The 21,614-nt window shown below is 70.5% G+C and carries 25 protein-coding genes and 5 pseudogenes; 8 read left to right on the top strand and 22 right to left on the bottom strand.

Annotated features, from left to right (window positions below; genetic code table 11):
- Positions 1–9: 9 nt before the first annotated feature.
- The 8 genes and pseudogenes from L2X98_RS13635 to L2X98_RS13600 all read right to left on the bottom strand — a co-directional run bounded on the left by L2X98_RS13635 (position 10) and on the right by L2X98_RS13600 (position 5,872).
- Positions 10–327 (bottom strand): cupin domain-containing protein, encoded by a 318-nt coding sequence (locus L2X98_RS13635; protein WP_259611268.1) that lies wholly within the window; start codon positions 325–327, stop codon positions 10–12.
- Between the two features lie 91 nt (positions 328–418).
- Positions 419–1,042, bottom strand: coding sequence for a TetR family transcriptional regulator C-terminal domain-containing protein (locus L2X98_RS13630; protein WP_259611267.1), 624 nt, complete (start codon positions 1,040–1,042; stop codon positions 419–421).
- A gap of 36 nt (positions 1,043–1,078) precedes the next feature.
- Positions 1,079–1,708 (bottom strand): CPBP family intramembrane glutamic endopeptidase, encoded by a 630-nt coding sequence (locus L2X98_RS13625; protein WP_259611266.1) that lies wholly within the window; start codon positions 1,706–1,708, stop codon positions 1,079–1,081.
- A gap of 244 nt (positions 1,709–1,952) precedes the next feature.
- Positions 1,953–2,423 carry a carbohydrate ABC transporter permease gene (locus L2X98_RS13620; protein WP_259611265.1) on the bottom strand — a complete coding sequence of 157 codons (471 nt, stop codon included), beginning with the start codon at positions 2,421–2,423 and terminating at the stop codon, positions 1,953–1,955.
- A gap of 153 nt (positions 2,424–2,576) precedes the next feature.
- On the bottom strand, positions 2,577–2,843 hold the full coding sequence (locus L2X98_RS13615) for an ABC transporter permease family protein (protein ID WP_259611264.1): 267 nt from the start codon (positions 2,841–2,843) through the stop codon (positions 2,577–2,579).
- A complete protein-coding gene (locus L2X98_RS13610; RefSeq protein WP_259611263.1) occupies positions 2,840–3,802 on the bottom strand; it encodes a carbohydrate ABC transporter permease in 963 nt (320 codons plus the stop codon). Before L2X98_RS13610 ends, L2X98_RS13615 begins: the two co-directional genes overlap by 4 nt.
- A gap of 42 nt (positions 3,803–3,844) precedes the next feature.
- Positions 3,845–4,926: pseudogene (locus L2X98_RS13605) on the bottom strand (extracellular solute-binding protein).
- Between the two features lie 262 nt (positions 4,927–5,188).
- Complete coding sequence (locus tag L2X98_RS13600) at positions 5,189–5,872, bottom strand: DUF899 domain-containing protein (RefSeq protein ID WP_259611262.1); 684 nt, start codon at positions 5,870–5,872, stop codon at positions 5,189–5,191.
- Positions 5,873–5,977: 105 nt separating this feature from the next.
- Here L2X98_RS13600 and L2X98_RS13595 point away from each other — a divergent pair, with 105 nt between their 5' ends.
- From L2X98_RS13595 to L2X98_RS13590, 4 genes and pseudogenes are all read left to right on the top strand, one after another.
- The gene (locus L2X98_RS13595) at positions 5,978–6,430 is read left to right on the top strand and encodes a TetR/AcrR family transcriptional regulator (RefSeq protein ID WP_354002789.1); all 453 of its coding nucleotides are present in this window, start codon (positions 5,978–5,980) and stop codon (positions 6,428–6,430) included.
- The gene (locus tag L2X98_RS21305) at positions 6,321–6,581 is read left to right on the top strand and encodes a WHG domain-containing protein (RefSeq protein WP_354003060.1); all 261 of its coding nucleotides are present in this window, start codon (positions 6,321–6,323) and stop codon (positions 6,579–6,581) included. Before L2X98_RS13595 ends, L2X98_RS21305 begins: the two co-directional genes overlap by 110 nt.
- A 79-nt stretch (positions 6,582–6,660) precedes the next feature.
- A pseudogene (locus L2X98_RS21300) lies at positions 6,661–6,723 on the top strand (hypothetical protein); the annotation flags it as partial.
- Positions 6,724–6,790: 67 nt separating this feature from the next.
- Complete coding sequence (locus L2X98_RS13590; RefSeq protein ID WP_354002788.1) at positions 6,791–7,519, top strand: HAD hydrolase family protein; 729 nt, start codon at positions 6,791–6,793, stop codon at positions 7,517–7,519.
- On the opposite strand, the gene L2X98_RS13585 is transcribed toward L2X98_RS13590, so the two are convergent.
- Positions 7,447–8,121, bottom strand: coding sequence for a YdeI/OmpD-associated family protein (locus tag L2X98_RS13585; RefSeq protein WP_259611261.1), 675 nt, complete (start codon positions 8,119–8,121; stop codon positions 7,447–7,449). The genes L2X98_RS13590 and L2X98_RS13585 overlap by 73 nt on opposite strands.
- Positions 8,122–8,368: 247 nt before the next feature.
- On the opposite strand from L2X98_RS13585, the gene L2X98_RS13580 reads away from it, so the two are divergent.
- From L2X98_RS13580 to L2X98_RS13570, 3 genes are all read left to right on the top strand, one after another.
- Entirely contained in the window at positions 8,369–9,136 is a 768-nt protein-coding gene (locus tag L2X98_RS13580) for an MBL fold metallo-hydrolase (protein WP_259611260.1), read from the top strand.
- A 371-nt stretch (positions 9,137–9,507) separates the two neighbouring features.
- Positions 9,508–10,155: a hypothetical protein gene (locus L2X98_RS13575; protein WP_259611259.1), complete on the top strand. Its 648-nt coding sequence runs from the start codon at positions 9,508–9,510 to the stop codon at positions 10,153–10,155.
- Between the two features lie 65 nt (positions 10,156–10,220).
- Positions 10,221–10,454 (top strand): hypothetical protein, encoded by a 234-nt coding sequence (locus tag L2X98_RS13570; protein WP_259611258.1) that lies wholly within the window; start codon positions 10,221–10,223, stop codon positions 10,452–10,454.
- A 546-nt stretch (positions 10,455–11,000) separates the two neighbouring features.
- Here the strand turns inward: L2X98_RS13570 and L2X98_RS13565 are convergent.
- From L2X98_RS13565 to L2X98_RS13560, 3 genes and pseudogenes are all read right to left on the bottom strand, one after another.
- Positions 11,001–12,305: a DUF2207 domain-containing protein gene (locus tag L2X98_RS13565; RefSeq protein ID WP_259611257.1), complete on the bottom strand. Its 1,305-nt coding sequence runs from the start codon at positions 12,303–12,305 to the stop codon at positions 11,001–11,003.
- Between the two features lie 67 nt (positions 12,306–12,372).
- Positions 12,373–12,522, bottom strand: a pseudogene (locus L2X98_RS22695) (hypothetical protein); the annotation flags it as partial.
- The gene (locus tag L2X98_RS13560) at positions 12,512–12,886 is read right to left on the bottom strand and encodes a hypothetical protein (protein WP_259611256.1); all 375 of its coding nucleotides are present in this window, start codon (positions 12,884–12,886) and stop codon (positions 12,512–12,514) included. The gene L2X98_RS13560 and the pseudogene L2X98_RS22695, both read right to left, overlap by 11 nt.
- Before the next feature lie 35 nt (positions 12,887–12,921).
- Between L2X98_RS13560 and L2X98_RS13555 the strand changes: the two genes are divergently transcribed.
- Positions 12,922–13,365, top strand: a complete 444-nt coding sequence (locus L2X98_RS13555; RefSeq protein ID WP_259611255.1) for a MarR family winged helix-turn-helix transcriptional regulator — start codon at positions 12,922–12,924, stop codon at positions 13,363–13,365.
- 36 nt (positions 13,366–13,401) lie between these two features.
- Here L2X98_RS13555 and L2X98_RS13550 read toward each other — a convergent pair whose 3' ends face one another.
- The 10 genes and pseudogenes from L2X98_RS13550 to L2X98_RS13510 form a co-directional block, all read right to left on the bottom strand.
- Complete coding sequence (locus L2X98_RS13550; RefSeq protein ID WP_259611254.1) at positions 13,402–14,025, bottom strand: TetR/AcrR family transcriptional regulator; 624 nt, start codon at positions 14,023–14,025, stop codon at positions 13,402–13,404.
- Entirely contained in the window at positions 14,018–14,419 is a 402-nt protein-coding gene (locus L2X98_RS13545; protein ID WP_259611253.1) for a PNPOx family protein, read from the bottom strand. Before L2X98_RS13545 ends, L2X98_RS13550 begins: the two co-directional genes overlap by 8 nt.
- Before the next feature lie 25 nt (positions 14,420–14,444).
- Positions 14,445–15,128 carry an ABC transporter permease gene (locus L2X98_RS13540; protein WP_354002787.1) on the bottom strand — a complete coding sequence of 228 codons (684 nt, stop codon included), beginning with the start codon at positions 15,126–15,128 and terminating at the stop codon, positions 14,445–14,447.
- Between the two features lie 63 nt (positions 15,129–15,191).
- Entirely contained in the window at positions 15,192–15,362 is a 171-nt protein-coding gene (locus tag L2X98_RS22370; protein WP_435526201.1) for a hypothetical protein, read from the bottom strand.
- Positions 15,363–15,456: 94 nt separating this feature from the next.
- A pseudogene (locus L2X98_RS22365) lies at positions 15,457–15,867 on the bottom strand (ATP-binding cassette domain-containing protein); the annotation flags it as partial.
- 163 nt (positions 15,868–16,030) lie between these two features.
- The gene (locus L2X98_RS13530) at positions 16,031–17,068 is read right to left on the bottom strand and encodes a DUF2804 domain-containing protein (protein ID WP_259611252.1); all 1,038 of its coding nucleotides are present in this window, start codon (positions 17,066–17,068) and stop codon (positions 16,031–16,033) included.
- Positions 17,065–17,799, bottom strand: coding sequence for a glycoside hydrolase family 2 protein (locus tag L2X98_RS13525; RefSeq protein WP_259611251.1), 735 nt, complete (start codon positions 17,797–17,799; stop codon positions 17,065–17,067). The genes L2X98_RS13530 and L2X98_RS13525 overlap by 4 nt, the downstream gene beginning before the upstream one ends.
- 280 nt (positions 17,800–18,079) lie before the next feature.
- Positions 18,080–18,658, bottom strand: coding sequence for a glycosyl hydrolase 2 galactose-binding domain-containing protein (locus L2X98_RS13520; RefSeq protein WP_259613331.1), 579 nt, complete (start codon positions 18,656–18,658; stop codon positions 18,080–18,082).
- Positions 18,659–19,178: 520 nt separating this feature from the next.
- Positions 19,179–20,105, bottom strand: a pseudogene (locus L2X98_RS13515) (MFS transporter); the annotation flags it as partial.
- A 128-nt stretch (positions 20,106–20,233) separates the two neighbouring features.
- On the bottom strand, positions 20,234–21,412 hold the full coding sequence (locus L2X98_RS13510) for an Lrp/AsnC family transcriptional regulator (protein WP_259611250.1): 1,179 nt from the start codon (positions 21,410–21,412) through the stop codon (positions 20,234–20,236).
- Between the last annotated feature and the right edge of the window lie 202 nt (positions 21,413–21,614).

Here is a 21,614-nt window from a genome sequence, read left to right as displayed (position 1 = left end):
ATCGCATCCTCAGCCCGCACGGATGATCGTCAGCAGCATCTTGGACGGCTCGAGCGCGCGCACGGCGTGCGGGATCCGCGCGTCCAGGTGGATGACGCCGCCCGGCCGAAGCTCCTTCGTGACCCCCTCGGCGGTGAAGGCGAGGTGTCCCTCCAGCGCCTGCACGAGAATCGGACCGGGGGCCGTGTGCTCGGTCAGCTCGGCGCCGGCGTCGAACGCGAACACGACCACGCGCGCCCCGTCGCCGGACAGCACCAGCTGCGAGGTGCGGGCTCCGGGCTCGACCCTGACCAGTGCATCCGCGTTCTCGATCGCCGTCATTCCCATGAGTCCATCCTGGCCCCGCGCAGGGCACCCGGGGCGGCTGCTGGCGCGCGAGCTCGCGCACCCGACTCTGCGGCGTGGACACGGCCACAGCCTACGGTGCGGGCTCCTTGACGCTGCCGGCGGTCAGTCCGCCGTCGGTGCCCAGGAGCGCCGCGATCGTGCCCTCGAGGCGCTCGCGGACCTTCTCCTCCGGCTCCTGCCGGTAGAGCAGCTGTGCGGCCAGCCCCTGCGCAAGCGCGAGCGCCGCCCACGCGACGGTCTCCGGATCGATATTGGATGGCACCTCGCCCTCGGACCGCGCGCGTGCGACGAGCGAGGTGAGCAGTGCGCGCACGTGGTCGTCGCTCTCGGCGATCGCGGCGGCGATCTCGGGATCGACGAGGGCGCGCTGCGCGAAGGCGTCACCCTGCCTCTGCGCCGCGATGCGCTGCTCGTCGAGCGGGAGAATGCCCAGCAGCAGAGCCACGAGCCAGCCCCCAAGCGTCGGCCGTCCCGGCTCGCCCGGCGGCAGGGGCGCGGCGCGCGCACGCAGTCGCGCGAAGGCTCCCGCCAGCATCCGATCCTTCGCGGGGAATGCCTTCTGCACCGCCCCGAGCGACCAGCCCGCCTCTGCGGCGACCGCCCGGAAGGATGCCGCGGCCAGGCCGTCGCGGGCGATGATCCGCAGGGCCGCGTCGGCGAGTTCCTCCTGCCGGACCGTCAGTTCCATGACCATCAGGCTACGGGTCCGCCGGGCGAACGGAACGGGCGATCACGCCGGGGTCCGCATCGTGCGGCGCCACAGTGCGATGGCGTAGACCAGCATGGCCGCACAAGCCACCCCGGTACCGGCCAGTGCGGCGCCGGAGATCGCGTTCCCGCCCAGGTAGTTCACGAAGTCCCACGCCGCATGCCAAGCGATGGCCGGCCACAGGCTGCCGGTGAGCACGACCAGTTCGGCCGCGACGAGCCCGAACAGCACGGCGAACACAAGCTGCAGTGCGGCCGCGAACACGTCCTCGCCGCCGGCCAGGTTCGCCAGGTGCGGCACGCCGAACAGTGTCGAGCTGCCGATCACCGCGACCCGTACCCCCGCGCCGCGCAGGACGGCGAGGACGATACCGCGGAACCACACCTCCTCGTTCACCGCCACGGCGATCGTCAGCACCGCATAGGATGCCGCCGTCGGCCACGGCACGTGGAAGCCCTGCGTCGCGGCGGCCGCCACGATGGTGACGGGCAGTGGCACGAACCACCAGACCGCTGCCGCATCGGCCGGCACCCGAAAGCCATACCGGCGTGCGGTGGGCCGCGACCGGAGCATGATCGCCAGTCCGACAGCCGCAGAGATGGCGGCGCCGGCTGCGATCACGAGCGCCGAGACCGCCTCGCTCGCGTGCATGAGCTTGCGCCATGGCGGACGCGACGGCGGTGAGGATGACGGGCACCAGCGCGAACCCGATCGCCACCGGCCAGCGGAAGCGGAGTGCCCAGACGGCGGGCGCTCGGTCATCGCGGGTGTCGGTCATAACGTCCTCCAGGTGAATACATTCGTATTCTCAGAATTTAGAATACGACTGTATTCCGACGCCGTCAAGCACCCGTGCGCCAAGCGCAAGGCCCGGCGCCGTGGCCTCAGTCAGCGGTCACTTGACGCTGCCGGCGGTCAGTCCGCCCACCAGCCGTCGTTCGATCAGCATGAACAGGATCACGACCGGCACGATGGCCACGATCGAGACGCCGAACACGTACTGCCAGGCGGCGTCGTACTGGCCGACGAACTTCGTCAGCGCCACCGACAGGGGCTGGTTGGCGTCGGTGGACAGGATCACCAGGGATGCCGCGAACTCGTTCCACGATGCGACGAACGTGTACACGATCGCCGTGACGATGCCCGGCCAGACCAGCGGCAGCTGCACCCGGAACAGCACCGACCACTTGCCGGCGCCGTCCAGCTGGGCGGCCTCGTCCACCTCGCGGGGCACTCCGGCGAAGAAGTTGTGCATGATCCAGATCGCGAACGCCAGGTTGAAGGCCGCGTTGATCAGGATCATCGCCAGCCAGGTGTCGTTGATCCCGAGGGCGACCATCTCCTTGAACAGCCCGGTGGCCAGCACGGTCGGCTTGCAGCATCTGGGTGACGATCACGAGGAAGAGGAAGACCCCGCGGCCGGGGAAGCGGAATCGGGCCGTGTAATAGGCCGCCGGCACGCACACGACCAGCACCAGCGCGGTGGCGAACACCGAGATCACGATCGTGGAGATCGTGTTCAGCGGCAGGGCGTCTCCGGCGTCGACCACATCGTGAGGTAGTTCTCGGGATGCCAGGTGGTCGGCAGGTAGGTGGGCGGGACGGCGAGGATGTTGTTCCGGCTCTTGAACGAGCCGACCAGCATGATCAGGTACGGGATCAGGAAGACGACGGCGATCACGATCCCCGCGATCGTGCGTCCGGCGATCCGGGCGGGCGAGGCATCCCACACCCGCGCGTGACGGCGGCGGTGAGCGGGAACGACGAGGGCGCGGGTGCCGGTCATGACACGTCCTTCATCGGCTTGACGATCCACAGGTAGAGGGCGACGACGACCAGCACGATGAAGAAGTTGATCACGCCGAGCGCGCTGGACAGGTCGATGCGCTGCTCGTTCTGCAGCAGCTTGAACATGTAGGTCGTCGTCGTGTCGGCCTGATAGCCGGGAATCGATCCGGTCATGAGCTTGAGGATCGGCAGCGAGTTGAACACGTTGATGATGTTGATCAGGCTCGCCAGGGCGATCGCATTGCGCAGGTTCGGCAGGGTCACGCCGAAGTAGGCGCGCACCGGCCCCGCCCCGTCCACCCGAGCGGCCTCCATCATGTCGTCGGGGATCGCGGCGTGCCCGGCCAGCAGCGTGTAGGTGGTGAACGGCAGCGACACGAACACCGCGATGCCGATCGACGAGAGGAATGCCGGCAGCGGCTCCTTCGTGAACCCGAACGGCTGGGCGAGGATGTGCACGTCGACCAGGAATCGGTTGATGATCCCGTAGAACGGGTCGAGCCCGTAGACGAAGACCGTGGTGGTCATCACCACGCTGGAGGCCCAGGGGACGATGATGGCCATGCGCACCCAGCGGCGCCCGGGGAAGTTCTTGTTCAGGAACTGCGCGAGGGCGAGCGAGACCACCACGGTGAGGATCACCACCGCCGCCACCCACACCAGCGAGTTCAGCAGGATGCGGGCGAGTTCGGGCCGCGACAGGACGGCCAGATAGTTCGAGAACCCGACCGGGCCGTGGTCGACGCCGGCGACCGAGATCCTCCGGGTGGAGTTGTAGGCCATGTACCCGGCCGGGAACAGCACGATCCCGAAGATGAGGATCAGCGCCGGAGCGGTCCAGGGGACCGCGTGCCAGAGGTCGGCGGCACCGCCGGTGCGGGGCGGGCGGGCGGGGCCGCGGCGGCGGGTGCGGCCGGTGGCCGTGCCCGGCGCCGCGGTCGTCGCGAGGCCGGTCATCGCGGGTGCGTCACTGCCCGTCGGCCTTGGCCTGGATCGACTTCAGGAGGTCGGCCGGCTTCGTGCCCTGGCCAAGCTGCCGATCTGCGCCTGGATCGCACCCTGGGCTGCCGACCAGTGCGGGTTCGTCGACGGGTAGAACTTGGCGGCCGGCAGCAGATCGAGGAACGGCTTGAGCTCCTCGTTCGAGGCCATCTTCTCGGCACCGGACTTCGTGGTCGGCAGGAAGCCCTCGGCGGTGACCCACTTCGTGTACACATCGGCCGAGTAGAAGTAGTCCAGGAACTTGGTGATGGCCGCCTTCTTGTCGGTCTTGTTCTTGAACGCCATCAGGTGGTCGGCCACGCCGAGGGTGAACGCCGAGCCGTCCTTCGTCGGGATCGGGGCGATCGCGTACTTCAGAGCCGGGTTCTTGTCCTTGATCTGGCCGACGATCGGCGGCAGCCCCACCTGCATGCCGATCTTGCCCTGCATGAACACGTTCAGCAGCGGAGTGCGGTCGGTCGAACCGGGATTGGCCTGCGTCCAGCCCTTCGTGATGAACTTCTGCATCTCGGTGGCCGCGGCGACGTTCTCGGGGCTGTCGATGGTGAGCGTGGACGCGTCGCCGTAGCCGCCGCCTCCGCCGTAGAACCAGATCGCGGTCTCGGCCTGGGCCTCCTCGCTGCCCAGCGGCATCCCGTACGGGGTGACCCCGGACTTCTTCAGCTTGGCGGCGGCCGCCTCCATCTCGGCCCAGGTCTTGGGGGAGCGCTGATCCCGGCCTTGGCGAACAGGTCCTTGTTGTAGAACAGCGCGCGAGCCGATGCGATGAACGGCAGGCCGTACTGGGTGCCGTTCATCGACGCGTTCTGGACGAACGACGGCTGGAAGTCGGCGAGGGTGGCCGGCGAGACGATGTCCTTGGCCGGGTAGAGCAGGTCGTCCGAGGCGAAGCCGGCGAACGCGTCGATGTTCAGGATGTCGGGCTGCTTGCCGGCCTGGATCCGCGTCTTGATGACGTTGTTGATGTCGTTCCACGACTCGACGTCGAGCGTGACGGTGAGCCCCGTGTTCTTCGCCTCGAAGTCCTTGATGATCTGCTCCCACTCGGCCTTGGTGTTGTCCGAGTAGCTCGCGACCATGAGGGTGAGCGTCTGGCTGGATCCGCTCGCATTCCCGTTGCCGCCGCCGAAGCCGCAGCCTGTGAGGGCGGCCGCGGCAGCGCCCGCGGTCGCGGCCACGGCCATCCACCGGAGAGATGTCTTCATTGAGATCCTCGCTCTCGAAGGTCAATTGGAAGGCGTCCTAACCAATTACCCGGGAAACGATACCGCCGATCGGAGGACCCGACCAGGGATGCCGCGATGAGGGAGTTCTCATCGATGCGAGGATGCCGGGTCGCGCTTATCCGCCGGCCCCATACGCCGCGGCGATCTCCTCGGAACCGTTCCAGCCCGAGTAGGTCGGATGCTGTGGCCAGCCCTCCGGCACGTCCTGCCATTCCTCCTGGCGACCCCACGGCAGCACGTCGACGAGCGCGAACGTATGCGTAAGCTGCTCCGTCCCCCGCCCGGTCGTATGCCAGGTACGGTACACGTCGTCGCCGTCGCGGAGGAACACGTTGACCGCGAAGCCGCCGTCGGGCGGGGCATCCATGTCCGCACCGAACGCACTGTCGGCGGTGGAGTACCACGTCATCCGATTGCCGACCTTCTCTCGGTAGGCCAACGCCTCGTCGATCGTCCCCTGGGTGACGATCACGAAGCGCGCATCGTACGATTCCAGGAACTCGAGCCGGGTGAATTGGCTGGTGAATCCGGTGCAACCCGAGCACTGCCACTCGGCTCCGGCATACCACATGTGGTGGTAGGTGATCAGCTGCGAGCGGCCCTCGAACATGTCGACGAGGCGGACCGGGCCGTCCTGGCCGACGAGCGTGTACTCCGGCAGCCGGACCATCGGCATCCGGCGTCGCTGTGCCGCGATCGCGTCGAGTTCGCGGGTCGCGGCCTTCTCGCGCACGCGCAGTGCGGCCAATTCCCGGGCCCAGGTCGCCTGATCGACGACGGGCGGCAATGCGATGCTCATGAGACCTCCGACGAGTGTGCGGCGCAGGCCGCCCGGTGGCGAACTGCTATGTTTACAGTGTAAACATAGAGAGGCGGAGGTCAACCCCGCATCGGGAAGGATCGGATGCCGGAGCTGTCGCGCGCCACTTACCATCACGGCGATCTGCGCCAGGCGCTGATCGAGGCCGGCCTGGAGCTGACCCGCGCCGGCGGGCCGGACGCCCTCGCCCTGCGGGATGTCACCCGCCGCGTCGGGGTCTCGCCCAGCGCCGCGTATCGCCACTTCGCCGACCGCGACGCACTGCTGGCGGCGGTCGCGACCAGGATCCAGGACGACATGGCGCAGCGGATGCGGTCGTTCCAGGCATCCGCCCCCGATGCCACAGGCCGCCTGCGCGCTGTCGGTCTGGGCTACATCGCGTTCGCGCTTGCGCGAGCCGGGCTGGTTCGAGGCGGCGTTCTCCACCATCGAGGCGCGGCCGGACAGCGCCGATGCCGCCCCGCTGCCGGCACCGCTGGCCGCGCTGGTGACCGCCCTGGATGCGCTCGTCGACGAGGGCGCGCTGCCCGCCGATGAACGATCCGGGGCGGAGTGGCCGTGCTGGTCGGCCGTGCACGGGTTCGCGCGCCTGGCCCTGCACGGTCCGCTGCGCGCGCTGCCGGCGGCGGATGTCTGGGCCGCCGCCGAGCGCACGGTCGATGCGGTGATCACCGGACTGCTGGCGTGAGTCGCCGGTGAGCCGGCCGCCGGCGCCCTGGGAGGATGGAACGGTGACCCCACCCGACATCCGCCTCATCGCCGTCGACATGGACGGGACGCTGCTGACCCCCGAGGGGAGGATCCCGGACGCGCTGTGGCCCCTGCTGGACCGGCTGCACGCGCGCGGGATCGCGTTCGCGCCCGCGAGCGGACGTCAGCTGGCCACGCTCGGAGCGCATGTTCGGCCACGTCGAGGTCGAGCTGGACTACATCGCCGAGAACGGCGCGTTCGTCGTCCGCGGCGAGGAGGAGGTGAGCTCGGATGCGCTGGACGAGGGCTTCACCGCCCCGTTCGTGGATCGGATGCGCACCCTGGTCGCCCTCGGCGCGCTGCACGCCGGTGTCGTGCTGTGCGGCAAGCGCTCCGCCTACGTCGAGAACACCGACCCGGCGTTCCTGGCCGAAGCGGACAAGTACTACGCGCGGCTCGAGATCGTCGACGACCTCACGGCGATCGACGAGATCCCGATCAAGATCGCGATCTTCGACTTCGACGGCGGCGAGGCGCACACGGCGGTCGAGCTGGATGACCTGCGCGCGACGCACCAGGTGGTCGTGTCGGGCCAGCACTGGGTCGACATCATGAACATCGGCGTCGACAAGGGCGTCGCCCTGCGCAGCCTGCAGCACTCGCTCGGGGTGACGGCGGCGCAGACGGCGGCGTTCGGCGACTACCTCAACGACCTCCCGATGCTGCAGGCGGCCGACTGGTCGTACGCGATGGCCGACGCGCACCCCGACGTGGCCGCCGCCGCTCGCTTCCGGGCGCCGTCGAACGCGGATGCCGGGGTGCTCACCGTGATCGAGGGCTTGCCTGGGCTGAGCGGCTGGGCTCACCGAGCGTCGGCGGATGCCGCGCGCGCGGCCGCCGCAGCGCCTTCGACCCACTTCGGCGTCTGGCCGTAGCGCTGGAAGGGCATCAGCCGTCCGGCCGCACTGTCGTCGATGAGCTGGCTGAGCCGTCGATCGCGCGTGGCCTCCTGCTTGGCCGAGAGCACCCAGTGGACGGCCTGCCGACGGTAGGTGGGGGTCGCGTGCTCCCAGAATGCCCAGGCCGCGGCATCCGCTGCCAACAGCGCCTGAGCCGACGGCGGAAGCTCCTGCGCCGGCCGCTCGTGCGAGTAGACACCCGAGCGGTCGGCCCGTCGCCGTTCGAATGCCGCCATGCCGGCCGGGTGCATCCGCCCCTCGGCCGTGAGCCGCTCGACCAGGGCGATGTTCACGCTCGACCAGTTGCCGGCGGGTTTGCGCGGCGTCCAGCGCTGGCGGCGGGCGTCGTCGTCGATGCGCTGCGAGACCGAGTCGATCCAGCCGAAGCAGAGCGCCTCGGGGACCGCCTGCTCCCAGGTGAGGCCGCGGTCGGGCACGTGCTTCTTGTACAGCCCCATCCACAGTTCGGTCGCGGTGGCGTGGTGCACCTCAAGCCAGGAACGGAACTCGTCCGGACCGGAGAAGAAGACGGCGGGGCGTTCGGGCGTGCCGCCCGGCGTGCCGATGCTCGCGTCCATGGGGCCAGTCTGCCAGCGGCCTCCGACGTCGCCTCCGCCTGCAGCCACGGCTCGCACGCGACGACATGGCCGACGGCCGGCTTCTCATGGATCCGTCGCTTGCCGCGCCGTCCGGAGGGGGTTGCGCCAGACGCGATACTGGAGCGATGGGAGACGCGCAGCCTCGAGCCGGCCGATTCCGGCGGTTCGCGGTCGCCGCAGCCATCGCGGTACTCTCGCGAGTGCGGTCGGCCAGGAAGGATCCCGTATGACGACACTGCGCGAAGTCGCCCCCGGAGTGATGATCGCAACGAGCCGGCGGATGTCGACGAACTCGACGCTGCTCGTCGGGGGTTCCGATGCGCTTCTCATCGACCCCGCTTGGATGCCCGATGAACTCGATTCCCTCGCAGCCGAGATCCTGCAGCGAGGTCTTCGTGTGATTGGCGGGTTCGCCACCCACGCCCACCAGGACCACCTGCTGTGGCATCCGGGTTTCGGTGCAGCCCCGCGCTGGGCATCGGAGCCCACAGCGGATCTTGCGGCGGTCGAGAGGAAGGCGCTGATCGATTTGCTCGGTCCCGGATTCCCCGCGCACCTGGTCGAATTGATGGGACGCGTTCGTGGGGTGGACGGGAGCATCCCTCGGGAGTCGGTGCCCGATGGAGTCGAGATCGAGCTGATCATCCACGATGGGCACGCACCCGGGCATACCGCGCTCTGGCTCCCGGAACAGGGTGTGCTGGTGGCGGGCGACATGCTCAGTGACGTCGAGCTGCCTCTGCCGTTCTACCCCGACGATCTTCCCGCGTACCTGGACGCGCTCGATCGCCTCGCCCCTTTCGCAGCGCAGGCGACGGTCGTCGTGCCCGGTCACGGCCATGTCGGCGGAGACCCCCTCGCCAGGCTCGATGCAGACCGCCGGTACATCGAGGAGATGGCGATGCGCGGTGCATCCGATGATCCGCGGGTGCACGCCCCCGGGATGCAAGAAGCACACGCGCACATGAAGGACATCGTGACCGCGCGGGCGTGAGAGTTGATGAGTTTGCCAAGAATCACGAAAAGATAACGCCGACCCCTGGTGCTCCGTTATCTTCCCGTTATATAGTCATTCCAGGCAGTTGTTTTGCTGTGGCAGCTGCCGACATGTGATTGCAGGACACTCTTGGTGCAAGGGAAAAAGGGCCGGTCGGGAGCCTCTCCGACCGGCCCTCACCATTTCCTCCCCTAGGGAGACCGGTGCGCGTCGTCAACCCGGGTGCCCGTCGCCGAGGCTCTCGCCCGGGCGGCGATTCCTCCACAGGTGCCGCTGTGCGGCGAGTCTGCGGAGTTGTCCACAGAAAGCACCGCTGACCCGGGATTTGCCTTCGTCTGGATGTCGGTGGTCCTTCCTACAGTGGAAGCATGGACATCGCATCCCCACCACTGCTCGAGACGCTCACGCGCCTCGACGCCGCGCTGGGTGACGCCGTCGGCGGCGCGCTCGGCGACGACTCGCCGCGGACGATGACGGATGCCGATGCCATCGCGCTCGCGCGGATCGCCGAGTCGCTCGGCCGGCGCGTGGATGCCCTGCGCCTCGTCGCCGCGGGCGAGATCGACGAGCGCTCCCGGCCCGAACTCGGCGCGGAGCGGCTCTCCGGCCGCCACGGCTGCGTCAACGCGATCGACCTTCTCACGCGCCTCACCGGCGTCGCCTCCGGCACCGCCCACACCCGCGTGCAGACCGCCCGGCTGATCGCCACCCGGACGACGCTGACCGGACAGCCGCGGCCGGCACACTTCCCCGCGATCCGAGAGGCCGTGATCGACGGCACGATGGGGCTGGACGGTGCGGCCGCGATCAGCCGCGTGCTCGGTCCGATCGCCGACCGCTGCGCGCCCGGGCATCTCGCGGTCGCCGAGAGCGAGCTCGTCGACGCGGCGACCGGCACCGGCGCGTCCGACGCACCGGCCTGCACCGCCGACGAGACCCGGCTTGCAGGCGAAGGTCTGGCGCCTCTTCCTCGACCCGGACGGCACTCTGCCCGAGCAGGAGAAGGCCCTGCGTGATCGCTCCTTCATCCTGGGCCGCGAACGCAACGGGATCGTGCCCTTCCGCGGTGGGATGCTGCCAGATGTCGCAGGCGCAGGTGCAGCGCCTCTTCGACTCCTTCTCGAACCCGCGCACGCACGACCGCACGGACGACCCGGGCGTCGCGTTCCGCGAGGTGCCGGACGAGCCCGAGCCGCTCGCCGACACCCGCACCCGCGCACAGCGACAGCACGACGTGCTCGCCGCGATCCTCGGCGTGGCCGCCCGCGCGGCCGAAACGCCCTCGATCGGCGGCGCTCCCCGACGCTGCTGGTGACCATCTCGGCCGACGAGCTTGCAGCGCGCCGACGGGGTCGGCTTCGTCGACGGGACCGACTGCGCGGTCCCGTCATCCGTGGCACGGCAGATCGCCTGCTGCGGCGGGATCCAGCGTCTCGTCCTCGACGAGAACGGCCGCATCATCGACCTCGGCTCGCCGCAGCGGGTCTTCACGTCACAGCAGCGTCGCGCCATCCACGCCCGCGACGGCGGCTGCGTCATCCCCGGCTTGCCACGTCGCTGCGGAGTGGTGCGAGATCCATCACGTCGCAGAGCACGCGCGGGGCGGCCCGACGCACATCGACAACGGCGTTCCGCTGTGCTGGTGGCATCACCGCTCCCTGGACTGGAGTGGATGGGAGATCCGCATGGTCGATGGGATGCCGCAGGTCCGGGCACCCGCATCCATCGACCCTGCTCGCCGCTGGCGCGCGACCGCAGGATCGATGCGCCGGCAGTACGAACAGGTCGGGCGTCGGCTGGCCGGACCGAAGTCACGCGGCCGGCCGGCCCGGATTCCGCAGCGGACGTGAGTGCGATGCGCTCACACCCCGCCACCGCCGCCGCCTCCGCCGCCGCCCCCGGCGGAGCCGCCGCCACCCGAACCGCCGGAGGTCGACGAGGCGGAGGATGCCGCGCTCGAGAGCGATCCGATGCCGGCCGAGAACGCGTCCGCGTCGAAGCCGTGCGTGCCCACGTACCAGTACGGCACGGCCGTGGCGCCGTAGCCGGCCGTGTACATCACCGCGAGTCGCTGCGCCCACTGCTTCTCCTGGCCGAACACCACCGCGTACGGCAAGAGCGACTCGTACAGCTTCAGCATCTGGCGCGGATCGTTCACGTCGACGGGCACGCGTTCGGCGCCCTCCGGGGACTGCAGCATGCGGATGCGGTCGGCCTCGGCCCACTCGATGAACACCTGGAGCCCCTTGAGATGATCGCGCACCTCGGCACCCTCGGCCGACAGCGGCTTGCGCGCCAGCAGCATCGCACTCGCGATGAACACCGCGATCCCGAAGATGAAGAGCAGGACGGGCACGGCGGGCGAGACGTCCGCGGCGAGGGCCAGGATCCCGGCGACCAGCGTGATCGCGCCGAACACACCGCTGAGCAGCAGGGGCAACCCGCGCTGTCGTCGTGGGACCGGGCGGCGCAGTCCGATCACCGTGAGGTTCTTGTCAGCCCAGCTGAGGATGCTGCGGGCCGCGCTCGAGAACCGGGTGTCGGACCGGCCGAACTCGAACACCGCCCCCGGCGCGGGATCGTCGCCGAACAGGCCGGACAGCAGCATCCGTCCGTCCCGGTCGGCGCGCGACGGATCGACGAGTTCGGCCTGCAGTTTGTGTCCGCCGAACAGCCGACGCTCGCCCTCGACGATCCGGATGCTGCCGACCACCGCCTGCTCGAGCACCTCGGCGGGAATCGCCTTCGTGCTCCGCCCGAGCATGACGGCCGCCTGCAGCGCGTCGATCTGGGCCGGCGGCGTGTACTCGGCGATGATGACCGGGCGTCCGGGAGCATCGCCGAGCCGACGCACCCGGGTGACGATGACGGTGATCAGCGCCCCCAGGACGCCGAGGCCCGCGAGCCCCTGCACCCACCCCCACGGAGAGGCCAGGTACGACGGGTCGAACGGCACGAAGGTGCCCGCCGTGAACCCGACCGCGATCGTCATCGTCTCGAACGGCTTCAGGCCCTGGGCCTGCGCCGTCACCGTCGCCGAGCCGTCGGCGTCGGTCGATGCCGAGATGTCGCACGTGTCCGTGCCGCCGAACGCGCCCTGGTAGCAGGCCCGCTGCCCGGTCAGCGCCGACGCGAGCGCGGCCGGCACGTGCAGCGTCGTGCTCACGGTGTCGAACGGCTTGCGCCCAGTCGTTGCCGTTGACGTCCCAGTAGAACTCGTCGTCGCCCGTGTCGGGGAAGGTCCACGTGACGTGGCGCAGCGTGTACGTGAACACATAGGTCTGCGGGCCGTGCACGAAGTCGTCCGATCGCGAGGTGATCGAGAACACCCCGTCGTCCGAATCGGTCTCGGCGTCGCGCGCCGCGCCGTTCTCATCGGTCACCGAGACCAAGGTCGGGTCCAGCGGCTGACCGTTGTAGTGATCGGGGATGCCTGCGGCGCATGCCGTGGTTCTGGTCGATGTCGGGGAAGACCGCCACGAACGTCTCCACCACCCGCAGCGTGCTGGTCCCGTCGTCCTCGCGGCCGAGCGTGTAGTCGGCGTCCAGGCTGCGGAAGGTGAAGTCGTCGACTCCGGAGGGCACCGGGCCGACGGCCCCCACAGCCAGCGCGGGCGCGACGGCCTCCGCGGGCGCGACGGCCTCCGCGGGCGCGACGGCGTGCGCGGGCGCGCCGAGGAGGACGGGCGAGACGGATGCCGCGACCACGACGGCGACGGCAGCGAGGGCGCGGACGAATCTTCGCATGGGTGCCAGCCTAGGTGCCCGCTACGCTGGTGCCCATGACCGACCGCCGCCTCGCCGTCGCCGCGTGGGAGAGCCTGTTCCGCGCCCAGCACGAGGTGTTCGCCGTGATCAGCGAGGATTTCGAGCGCACCGACCTGTCCCAGGCCGAGTACGACGTGCTGCTGACCGTGGCCCGCGGGCCGGAGCTGACCGCGCGACTGCGCGACGTCACGGCGAACATGCTCATCAGCCAGCCGAGCGTGTCGCGGCTGATCGACCGGATGGTCGCGCGCGGCCTGATCCACAAGTGCGCCGACCCGGAGGACGGCCGCGGCGCGCTGGTGCAGGCCACGCCGCTCGGCGCGTCGCGGTTCCGCGCCGTGGGCGCCGCCCACGCCCGGTCGATCGCCGAGCGGATGTCGGTGCTCGACGACGACGAGCTGGACCGGCTGCTCGAGCTCACCGCCAAGCTGCGCGATCGCGACGACCTCGCGGAGTGATCCGCGCCGGCCCAGCACCCGCCGAACGCCGACGTATCAGTCCGCGGTGCGCCAGGTGCGGGCGGCCAGGTCGGCGAGTGCGCGGACGAACCGCTCCTCGTCGACGCCGTGCGGGTGGACGCCGTCGTAGACGTCGCGCAGCACCCAGTAGTGGCTGATCGCCGAGACGACGACGGATGCCAGGGCCTCCCAGTCCGGATCGCCCACGGGCGTCTCGGGCTGGGCCTGCAGCCAGGCGGCCACCATCCCGACCACCGCCGCGAGCTCTCGCTCCCGCACCTGTGCGAGCAGATCCGGGAACGCGGCCAGGTCGCGCACGAGCAGCCGGTTCACATCGCGCTCGGTCTCGAGCCGGCGCAGCCCGGCGCGCGCGACCGCCTGCAGCCGGTCGTGCAGACCGAGGGCGGCGAGGCCGTCGGGGTCCTCGAGGAACGCTGCCAGGCTCCGCCCCTGCTCCGCCTGCCGGCGCAGCCCTTCTTCGAGCAGCGCCCGCTTCGATGGAAAGTGCCGGTAGAGCCCGCCCGCGCCCGGCGACAGGCCGGCGGCGGCCTCGATCTGCGCGATGGTGGTGGTGCGGAACCCCTGCCGGCCGAACAGCTCCATGGCGGCGCGCACCACGGTGTCGCGGGTGCGGGCGGGTGCGGCATCCGCCTCAGTCATCGAGCGTCAGCTCGTAGTGGACCGTCGTCCAGCCCTTGCGCCGATGCAGCCAGGGAACGAGCCGCCGGTGCAGGCACGGGATACTTGGCCGCCAGGAGCGTGCGGGCACGCGCCTCGTCGTCTCCCCTGATGCGGCGCGCCGTGCCGTCCACGGCCGGTCCGGTCGGACGCCCCGCAGGGTGGTCGCCGGGGCGACCCGCACCTGGGGGAAGTTGCGCAGCCGCTTGTACTTGCCGGCGGCGTCGTACGTGCGGAAGTAGAGTCGCCCATCGTCGTCCACGACGATGCTCACGGGCGTCGACACCCACGACCCGTCGCGCTTGCGGGTGGACAGCAGGATCGTGCGCTGTGTCCTCAGCGTGGACGCGTCCAGCGTGGTCGGTGTGCGGGACATGACCGCCTCCTATGTAAGTAACCACTTACTTACAGGCTACCAGCGATCGCGTCATCGGGTGCGGCGGCGCAAGCGTGAGCGAAGCCAGGACGAGGCATCCGGCCAGGAACGCCACCACGATCAGCAGCGGCCCGAACACGTCCCACCCCTCGTCCCCGGCGGTCACGGCGTTGATCGTGTCGATCGCATAGCTCAGCGGCAGCCAATCACTGATCGCGTACAGCACATCGGGCATCTGGTCGCGCGGCATGAACAGCCCACCCAGGATGATCTGCGGGAACACCAGCAGCGGCATGAACTGGACGGCCTGGAACTCGGTGCGGGCGAACGCGCTGGCCAGCAGCCCCAGTGCGGTGCCCAGCAGCGCATCCACGACCGCGACCAGACCCAGCTGCCACAGCGGGCCCTCGACATCCAGTCCGCACACGCCGACGGCGAAGCCCACGGTCACGACGGCCTGCAGCATCGCCATCAGCCCGAACGCGAGCGCATAGCCGACGATGATGTCGGCCTTGCCGATCGGGGTGGTCATCAGGCGCTCGAGCGTGCCCGACCTCCGCTCGCGCAGGGTCGTGATCGAGGTGATCAGGAACATCACGATGAACGGGAACAGCGCCAGGATCGGTGCGCCGAACTGGTCGAAAACGCCGTCCTGGTCGCTGAACAGCCAGGCGAACAGGCCGACCAGCAGACTCGGCGCGATCAGCATGAGGGCGATCGAGCGCGGGTCGTGGCCGAGCTCGCAGCACCCGCCCGGCAGTGGCGAGCATCCTCATGATGCGGCCTCGTGGTCTCGGTGCGTCTCGCGGCGCAGGTGCGGATGGGCCCGCGCGTCCCGCTCGATCAGCCGCAGGAACGCCGTGTCGGGGTCGGAGGCCCCGGTCTCGGCGAGCAGCTGCGCCGGGGTGGTCTGGGCCAGCACGCGACCGGTGTGCACCAGCACGATCTGGTCGCAGGCGCACGGCCTCGTCCATGACGTGGCTGGACACCAGCAGCGTCGCCCCGGCATCGGCCAGCTGACGGAAGACCCGCCAGAGGCTCTCGCGCAGCACCGGGTCCAGGCCCACCGTCGGCTCGTCGAGCACCACGAGCTCGGGCGTGCCCAGCATCGCGGTGGCCAGCGAGACGCGTCCCCGCTCGCCGCCGGACAGCGACGCGATCAGCTGGGAGGCCTGGGGCTCGAGCCCGACCTCGGCGATGACCCGGTCGACCTCGCCGCGCCCGGCGCCGACCAGACGGGCGAAGTAGCGCAGGTTCTGCGCCACGGTGAGATCGTCGTACACCGACGCGGCCTGCGTGTCGTACGCGACGCGGGTGCGCAGGCCGCGGGATCCCGCCGGCTGATCGAACACCCGGACGCTGCCGGCGTCGATCTTCTGCACGCCCACGATCGCGCGCATCAGCGTCGTCTTGCCGCCGCCGGACGGGCCGAGCAGGCCGGTCACCATCCCGGCGGGGAGGTCCAGGTCGAGGCCGTCGAAGACGGTGGTCCGGCCGCGCCGCACCCGCAGCCGGCGGATCTCCACCGCATTGTTCATCATGTGATGAATTATGGATGCCGCGGATCGCCGGCAGCGTGATCACATGCCGGGCACGACTTCAGCCGAGGACTCACCAGCGGTTGTGCACATCCTCGGCCCACCCCTCGATGCCGTCGAACGCGATCCGCTCGCCCTGCGCGGTGGTGAAGCTGCCCGCCCAGGTGCCGAAGCACTGATCGGTGCGGCTGGCCAGGACGAGCAGGTTCGTGCGGCTCTGCTTGTCGTGGAAGGGGGTGAAGGATGCCGTCAGCCCGCCCCCGTGGATGTGCCAGGGTCGCAGGTGATCGGCCGGGTCGTAGTCCCACACCAGCTCGTCGTGGATCTTGTGCAGCACGCCGTCCACGACCAGCCCGTTCTCGGTCTGTCCGGTGCCGTCGGTCCACTGTCCGCCGACCTGCACCCCGATGGTCCGCCCGCCCGAGACGCCGGATCCGGCGCCCCAGTTCCAGCGCACGTCGTACGGCCACCGGCCGCGGCCGTGGTCGAGCACGGCCCACGAGGCCCCGGCGGGCACCTCGTGCACGGTGCCGTCCGTGGTGACGGTCCCGGAGGCCGGGAGGGCGACATCCTTCACCGTGTACTGGAAGCGGGTGTCACGCAACGGCACGACCACGGCGAGGCACTCGTGGCCGTCCGGGCGCGTGACGGTGAGGTCGAACCCGGCGCCCGGGATCCGCGCGCGCAGGCGGACCGACGTCGCCGCCTCGTCCCGCCGCTCCCGCGACGGCTCGACGTCGATCTCGAGGTCTTTCGCGCGGGCGCGGGCGGGTCCGGCATCCGATCTGGGCGGCAGCGTGACCCCGCGGGCCGGCAGCACGGTCGCGCCGCGGTGCCACGAGCGCCGCGTCTCGCGGTCGAAGATCCAGACCTCGTGCACGGCGGCGTAGTCGATGGACGACACCGTCAGGGCGAGCAGATGCGTGGGGGTGACCACACCCCAGTACTCCCAGCGCTTGTTGCGGCCCCACGCGGTGGGGACGGCGCGCGGGCCGGCGCCGATCCCGCCGGTGTCGACGAGCGGATGCCGCGCCCAGCCGACCGCGTCGGGGTTGAGCCGGCCGTCGGGGCCGGTGAGCGAGACGGGCGCGACGAGCTCACGGGCGGTCATCGGGATCCTCCTCCGACGCGGACGGGTTCGACGGCGGACGGGCCGCCGGCGGCCGCCCGCAGCGCGTCGTTCACGCCGCGCAGGACCTGCTCGTCCACTTTCACGAACCGCCGGTCGTAGGTGACCAGGCCGTTGTCCTCGTCTTCGACATCCGCCAGCTGGGTGTAGACGAGCGCGGCCAGGCCCCGCCGCACGGCGGGTTCGATCTCGCGCTGGTGCAGACGGACCAGCGCATCCTGCAGGCGGGCGCGGGTGCGGTAGCGGCGGTAGCCGAACGTGCGCGGCCCCCAGCCGTGTCCGGGAACGGCCAGGCTGTATCCGCCGTACTCGGTGACCGCGAGCACGCGCTCGTCGCGCCGGCGCGGCACCCGCACCGGCCGGAAGTAGATGTGCCGGCTCTGCAGGTCGCCGGCGCCCTGATCGTGCCAGCCGCTGGCGTGGTCGATCGGCCGGGTGGGATCGAGGCGGCGCACCAGCTCGGCGATCCGGGCCGCGTCGAACTGTCCCCAGCCTTCGTTGAACGGCACCCACAGCGAGAGCGACGGCACCGAGCGCAGGTGCGCGATCATCTCGGCCAGCTCGTGCTCGAACTGCTCCCGGCCGCGCTCGTCGGCGCGCCCGAACGCGCGATGGCGTCGGTCCGAGATCGCGGGCGCCCCGAACGCGGGAGCGGTGATGATCTGCGGCGCGTAGGCGGTGCCGCCGTTGACCGCGTCCTGCCAGACCAGCATGCCGAGCCGGTCGCAGTGGTGGTACCAGCGCATCGGCTCGACCTTGATGTGCTTGCGCAGGCATCGTGTAACCCATCCGCTGGGCCAGCCGGATGTCGTATTCCAGCGCCTCGTCGGAGGGTGCGGTGTATCCGCCGTCGGGCCAGTAGCCCTGGTCGAGCAGCCCGACCGGCAGATGCGGCTCGCCGTTCAGCAGCGAGCCGCGGCACGCCGCGGGCGTCACGGCCGACCCCGAACGACCGCATGCCGACGTATGAGAGCACCCGGTCGGCGCCGAGCGTCACCTCGACGTCGTAGAGGAACGGGTCATCCGGCGACCAGGGGCGGATCGGGCGCGGCAGCGGGATTCGGGTGGGTGCGCCCACGGGCACGGCAACGGATGCCGCGACGTCGCCGTCCGCCAGGATCCGCACCTCGGCCTCGGCCCCGGCCGGTGCATGCTCGCTGCCGATCTCGACCTCCAGCATCCCGTCCTCCAGCTGCGGGTGAGCACGAGCGCGTCGACCGCGATCCGCGGTACGGTCTCGAGCCAGACCGTCTGCCAGATGCCGGATTGCGGGGTGTACCAGATGCCCCCGCGGCGGCGGGACTGCTTGCCGCGGGCCAGCCACGCGGCATCCGTCACGTCGCGCACGGCGACGATCAGCTCGTGCTCGTGCCCCTGGCGGTCGGCGAGCGCCGCGGTGACATCGAGCGTGAACGGCAGGTACCCGCCGGTGTGGCCGCCGACCTCCGTCCCGTCGACCGCGACGCGACAGCTCTGGTCGACCGCGCCGAAGTGCAGCAGCACCCGCTCGTCGGCGGCGGGATCGACCGTGAAGGTGCGTCGATACCAGAGCGATTCGTCGGGCTCGAGCATCCGCTCGCACTCCGGACAGGACGGTCTCGGGCGAGAACGGCACGGTGATCGGGCCGTCCCAGTCGGGCGGCGCCTGCGTCGGATCGGCGACCGCGAGCGGGTCCGAGCCGCCGAACGGGGTGATCGCGTACTGCCACCGGCCGTTGAGGTTCTGCCAGGCCTCGCGCCGCAAGCTGGGGCGCGGGTACTCGGGCAGCGGGGCCGCGGCGTCCAGTGTCCGGCCCCAGCGGGTGAGCATCGTCATACCGCGACGTCCTCGAGGGCCGGCGCCGGCGCCCGGCGCAGCAGCAGGACCGGGATCACGACGAACACCGCGACGGCGGCGGCGGCCAGGAAGATCCACGGCGTCGGCACCTGCTTGACGATGCCGAGGTCGACGTAGGTCTCGTTCGCCCCGACGATCACCGCCGCGCCGATGAAGGGGCCGGCCACCATCGGGATGAGGACCATCGCGATCATCCGCAAGCCCCTGCACCATGCCCACGCGCTCGACCGGGGTGACATCGCGCACGCTCGCCGACAGCGCCGCGGTGGAGAGCATGAATCCGCCCATCATGATGGTGCCGAACACGATCACCGGGAGCATCTCGCGCACGAAGAACATGCCGACCAGCCCGGCGATCATGAACACGGTCGCGGGGATGATGGCGCGCACCTTCCCGATGCGGTCGATCACCCGGCCGCCGAGCACGCTGATCACGGCCGCGAGGATGAGGACGCTGGCCAGCACGAGGGCGTACCCCTCGATGCGCAGATACCGCTGGATGTAGATGATCAGGTACGGGATGAACACCTGCGTGCTGGTGCCGATGACCGCCCAGGCCGCCAGCAGCAGGTACAGCCGCGGGTTCGCGCGCACCGTGCGGGGCTTCAGGCCGTTGACCACGGCGGCGAAGTAGCCGTCCGGCGGAGTGCGGGTGGCGGCCGGCTCGCGCACCAGGAACCAGGCGATCACGCCGACCACCGCGGTGACCACGCCGACCAGGCCGAAGAACAGCTTCCACTGGCCGTCGCGGGTCAGCGGGTCGAGCGCCCCGAACACGATGAGCATGCCCATCAGGGGCATGATGGCCAGCACCCCGTCGACCCGGCCGCGGTTGGCGGGAACGGTCGACTCGGTCACCCACGCATTGAACGCGGCGTCGTTCGCGCCCGAGCCGAAGAACGACATCACGCAGTCCAGGACGATGATCGCCACCACCGCGAGGCCGACGCTCTGCGCGGCATCCGGTCCGCCCGCCGGCTCGACGAACCCGAACATCGCCGTGGTGATGCCCCAGAGCACGTAGCCGACCGCGATGAACGGACGTCGGCGGCGCACTCGGTCGGATGCCGCGCCGATGAGCATCGTGGCCAGGGTCGCCGCGATCGCCGAGAACGCGACGAGGAGGGCGATCACGGTCGGATCGGTCGAGATCGTGTCGTACACGAACACGTTCAGGTACATGTTCTCGACGGTCCAGGCGAGCTGGCCGACCAGCCCGACCACCACTACGACGACCCAGGCGCGCGCCGGCAGCGGGGCGCGGGGACGGCGGGGAGCGGAGACGGCGGCGGCGGCGACGCGCGCGGGCGTCACGGGGTCGACGGGCATCGGCATCCTTGCTGAAACTGACCGGAGTTCGGGTTTGACGATCCTACGCCGGATCGGACGGCGGATCGACTCAGCGTCCTGAAGCGCGCGGCGCCGCGCGGTGGTGATGCGCGCGGTGGCGCGGCGGGTGCATTCATCTGTCGCCGTTGCAGGCAGGCGAGGGATGGTGCGCCCAACAGCGACAGGTGAGCCGGCGGACGTGCGCCCGGCGATGCCCCGCCCGCGCCTCGCACCGCGCCTCGCACCCGCGCCGCCCCGTGCCTCAGTGCAAGCCGCACCGGGTGCAGAGTGCGGGCGTAGTCCTCCTTGAGCACGGTGAGGTGGAACCACGCCTCGGTCCGCGCGACGCCGGGCAGCGCCCGCAGCCGCTCCAGGCTCGCGTGCAGGGCTCCGGCCGAGGGCTCGACGAGTGTGGCGACGATGTCGAACCTGCCGATGGTCCGGGCGGCGAAGTCGACGCCCGGCCACCCGCGCAGCGCCTCGACGACCTCGTCGTCGTCGCCGGACAGGTTCAGCCCGACGCCCAGCGACAGCTGGCGATGTGCGAGCCCGCGCGCCTCGACCGCGCTGATGCTGATCACCCCCGCGTCGGTCAGTCGCTGCACGCGCGTGGCCACCGCCGACGGCGAGAGCCGCACCGCCTCGCCGAGTGCCCGATAGCTCTTGCGCCCGTCGCGCTGCAGATGCTCGATCAGCGCGCTGTCGATCTCGTCGATCGTGACGTCACCGCGGTAGTGCGAAACGAAGAACCCCTTGATCACGGTCTCGTAGATCAGCGTGTTGATGTCGACGACGTGGGGGATGCCGCGGATGCGCGCCAGCAGCTCGTGCAGTGCCGCCATCGACCCGAGCCGCACCTCGGTCACGAGGTCGTGCGCCCCGCCCACGCCCGAGACCAGCACCGTCTCGGGCGACCCGCGCAAATGCTCGGCCGCCGGCTCGACCGGCCCGCCGGTGCGGATCGAGACGTGCGCCAGCACGTGCTGGCCGAGGAAGCCCGGGTCGACCGCGGCCACGACCCGGACCGTGCCGTCGCCGAGCAGCGCGCGCAGCCGCGCCGACACCGCGGCGCGCGGCTGCCCGAGCGCCTGGGCGAGGGTCTGGATGCTCGCCCGGCCGTCCTGCTGCAGGGCGCGGACGAGGTCGACGTCGAAGTCCATGGGCGGTCCTTTCCGACGGTTTCCGAGATACCCGCGAACGACGGCGAGCATGTACAGAACACTAGCCGATGAGCAGCAGAACATGACGCATGCCAGACAAACGCACGATTCTGGGAACAATCCCTCTGTACGCGACCGCTCGCGGCCGACGTTTCACCCTTGCCGGACGCTGCGGACGGGCATAGCATCCTCGCTATCCACA

Origin of the sequence: Microbacterium elymi (genome assembly GCF_021582895.2) — a bacterium.
In the GTDB taxonomy this organism is placed as follows: domain Bacteria; phylum Actinomycetota; class Actinomycetes; order Actinomycetales; family Microbacteriaceae; genus Microbacterium; species Microbacterium humicola.
Note: the sequence above shows the minus strand (reverse complement) of the source record. Positions and strands in the feature narration are given on the sequence as shown.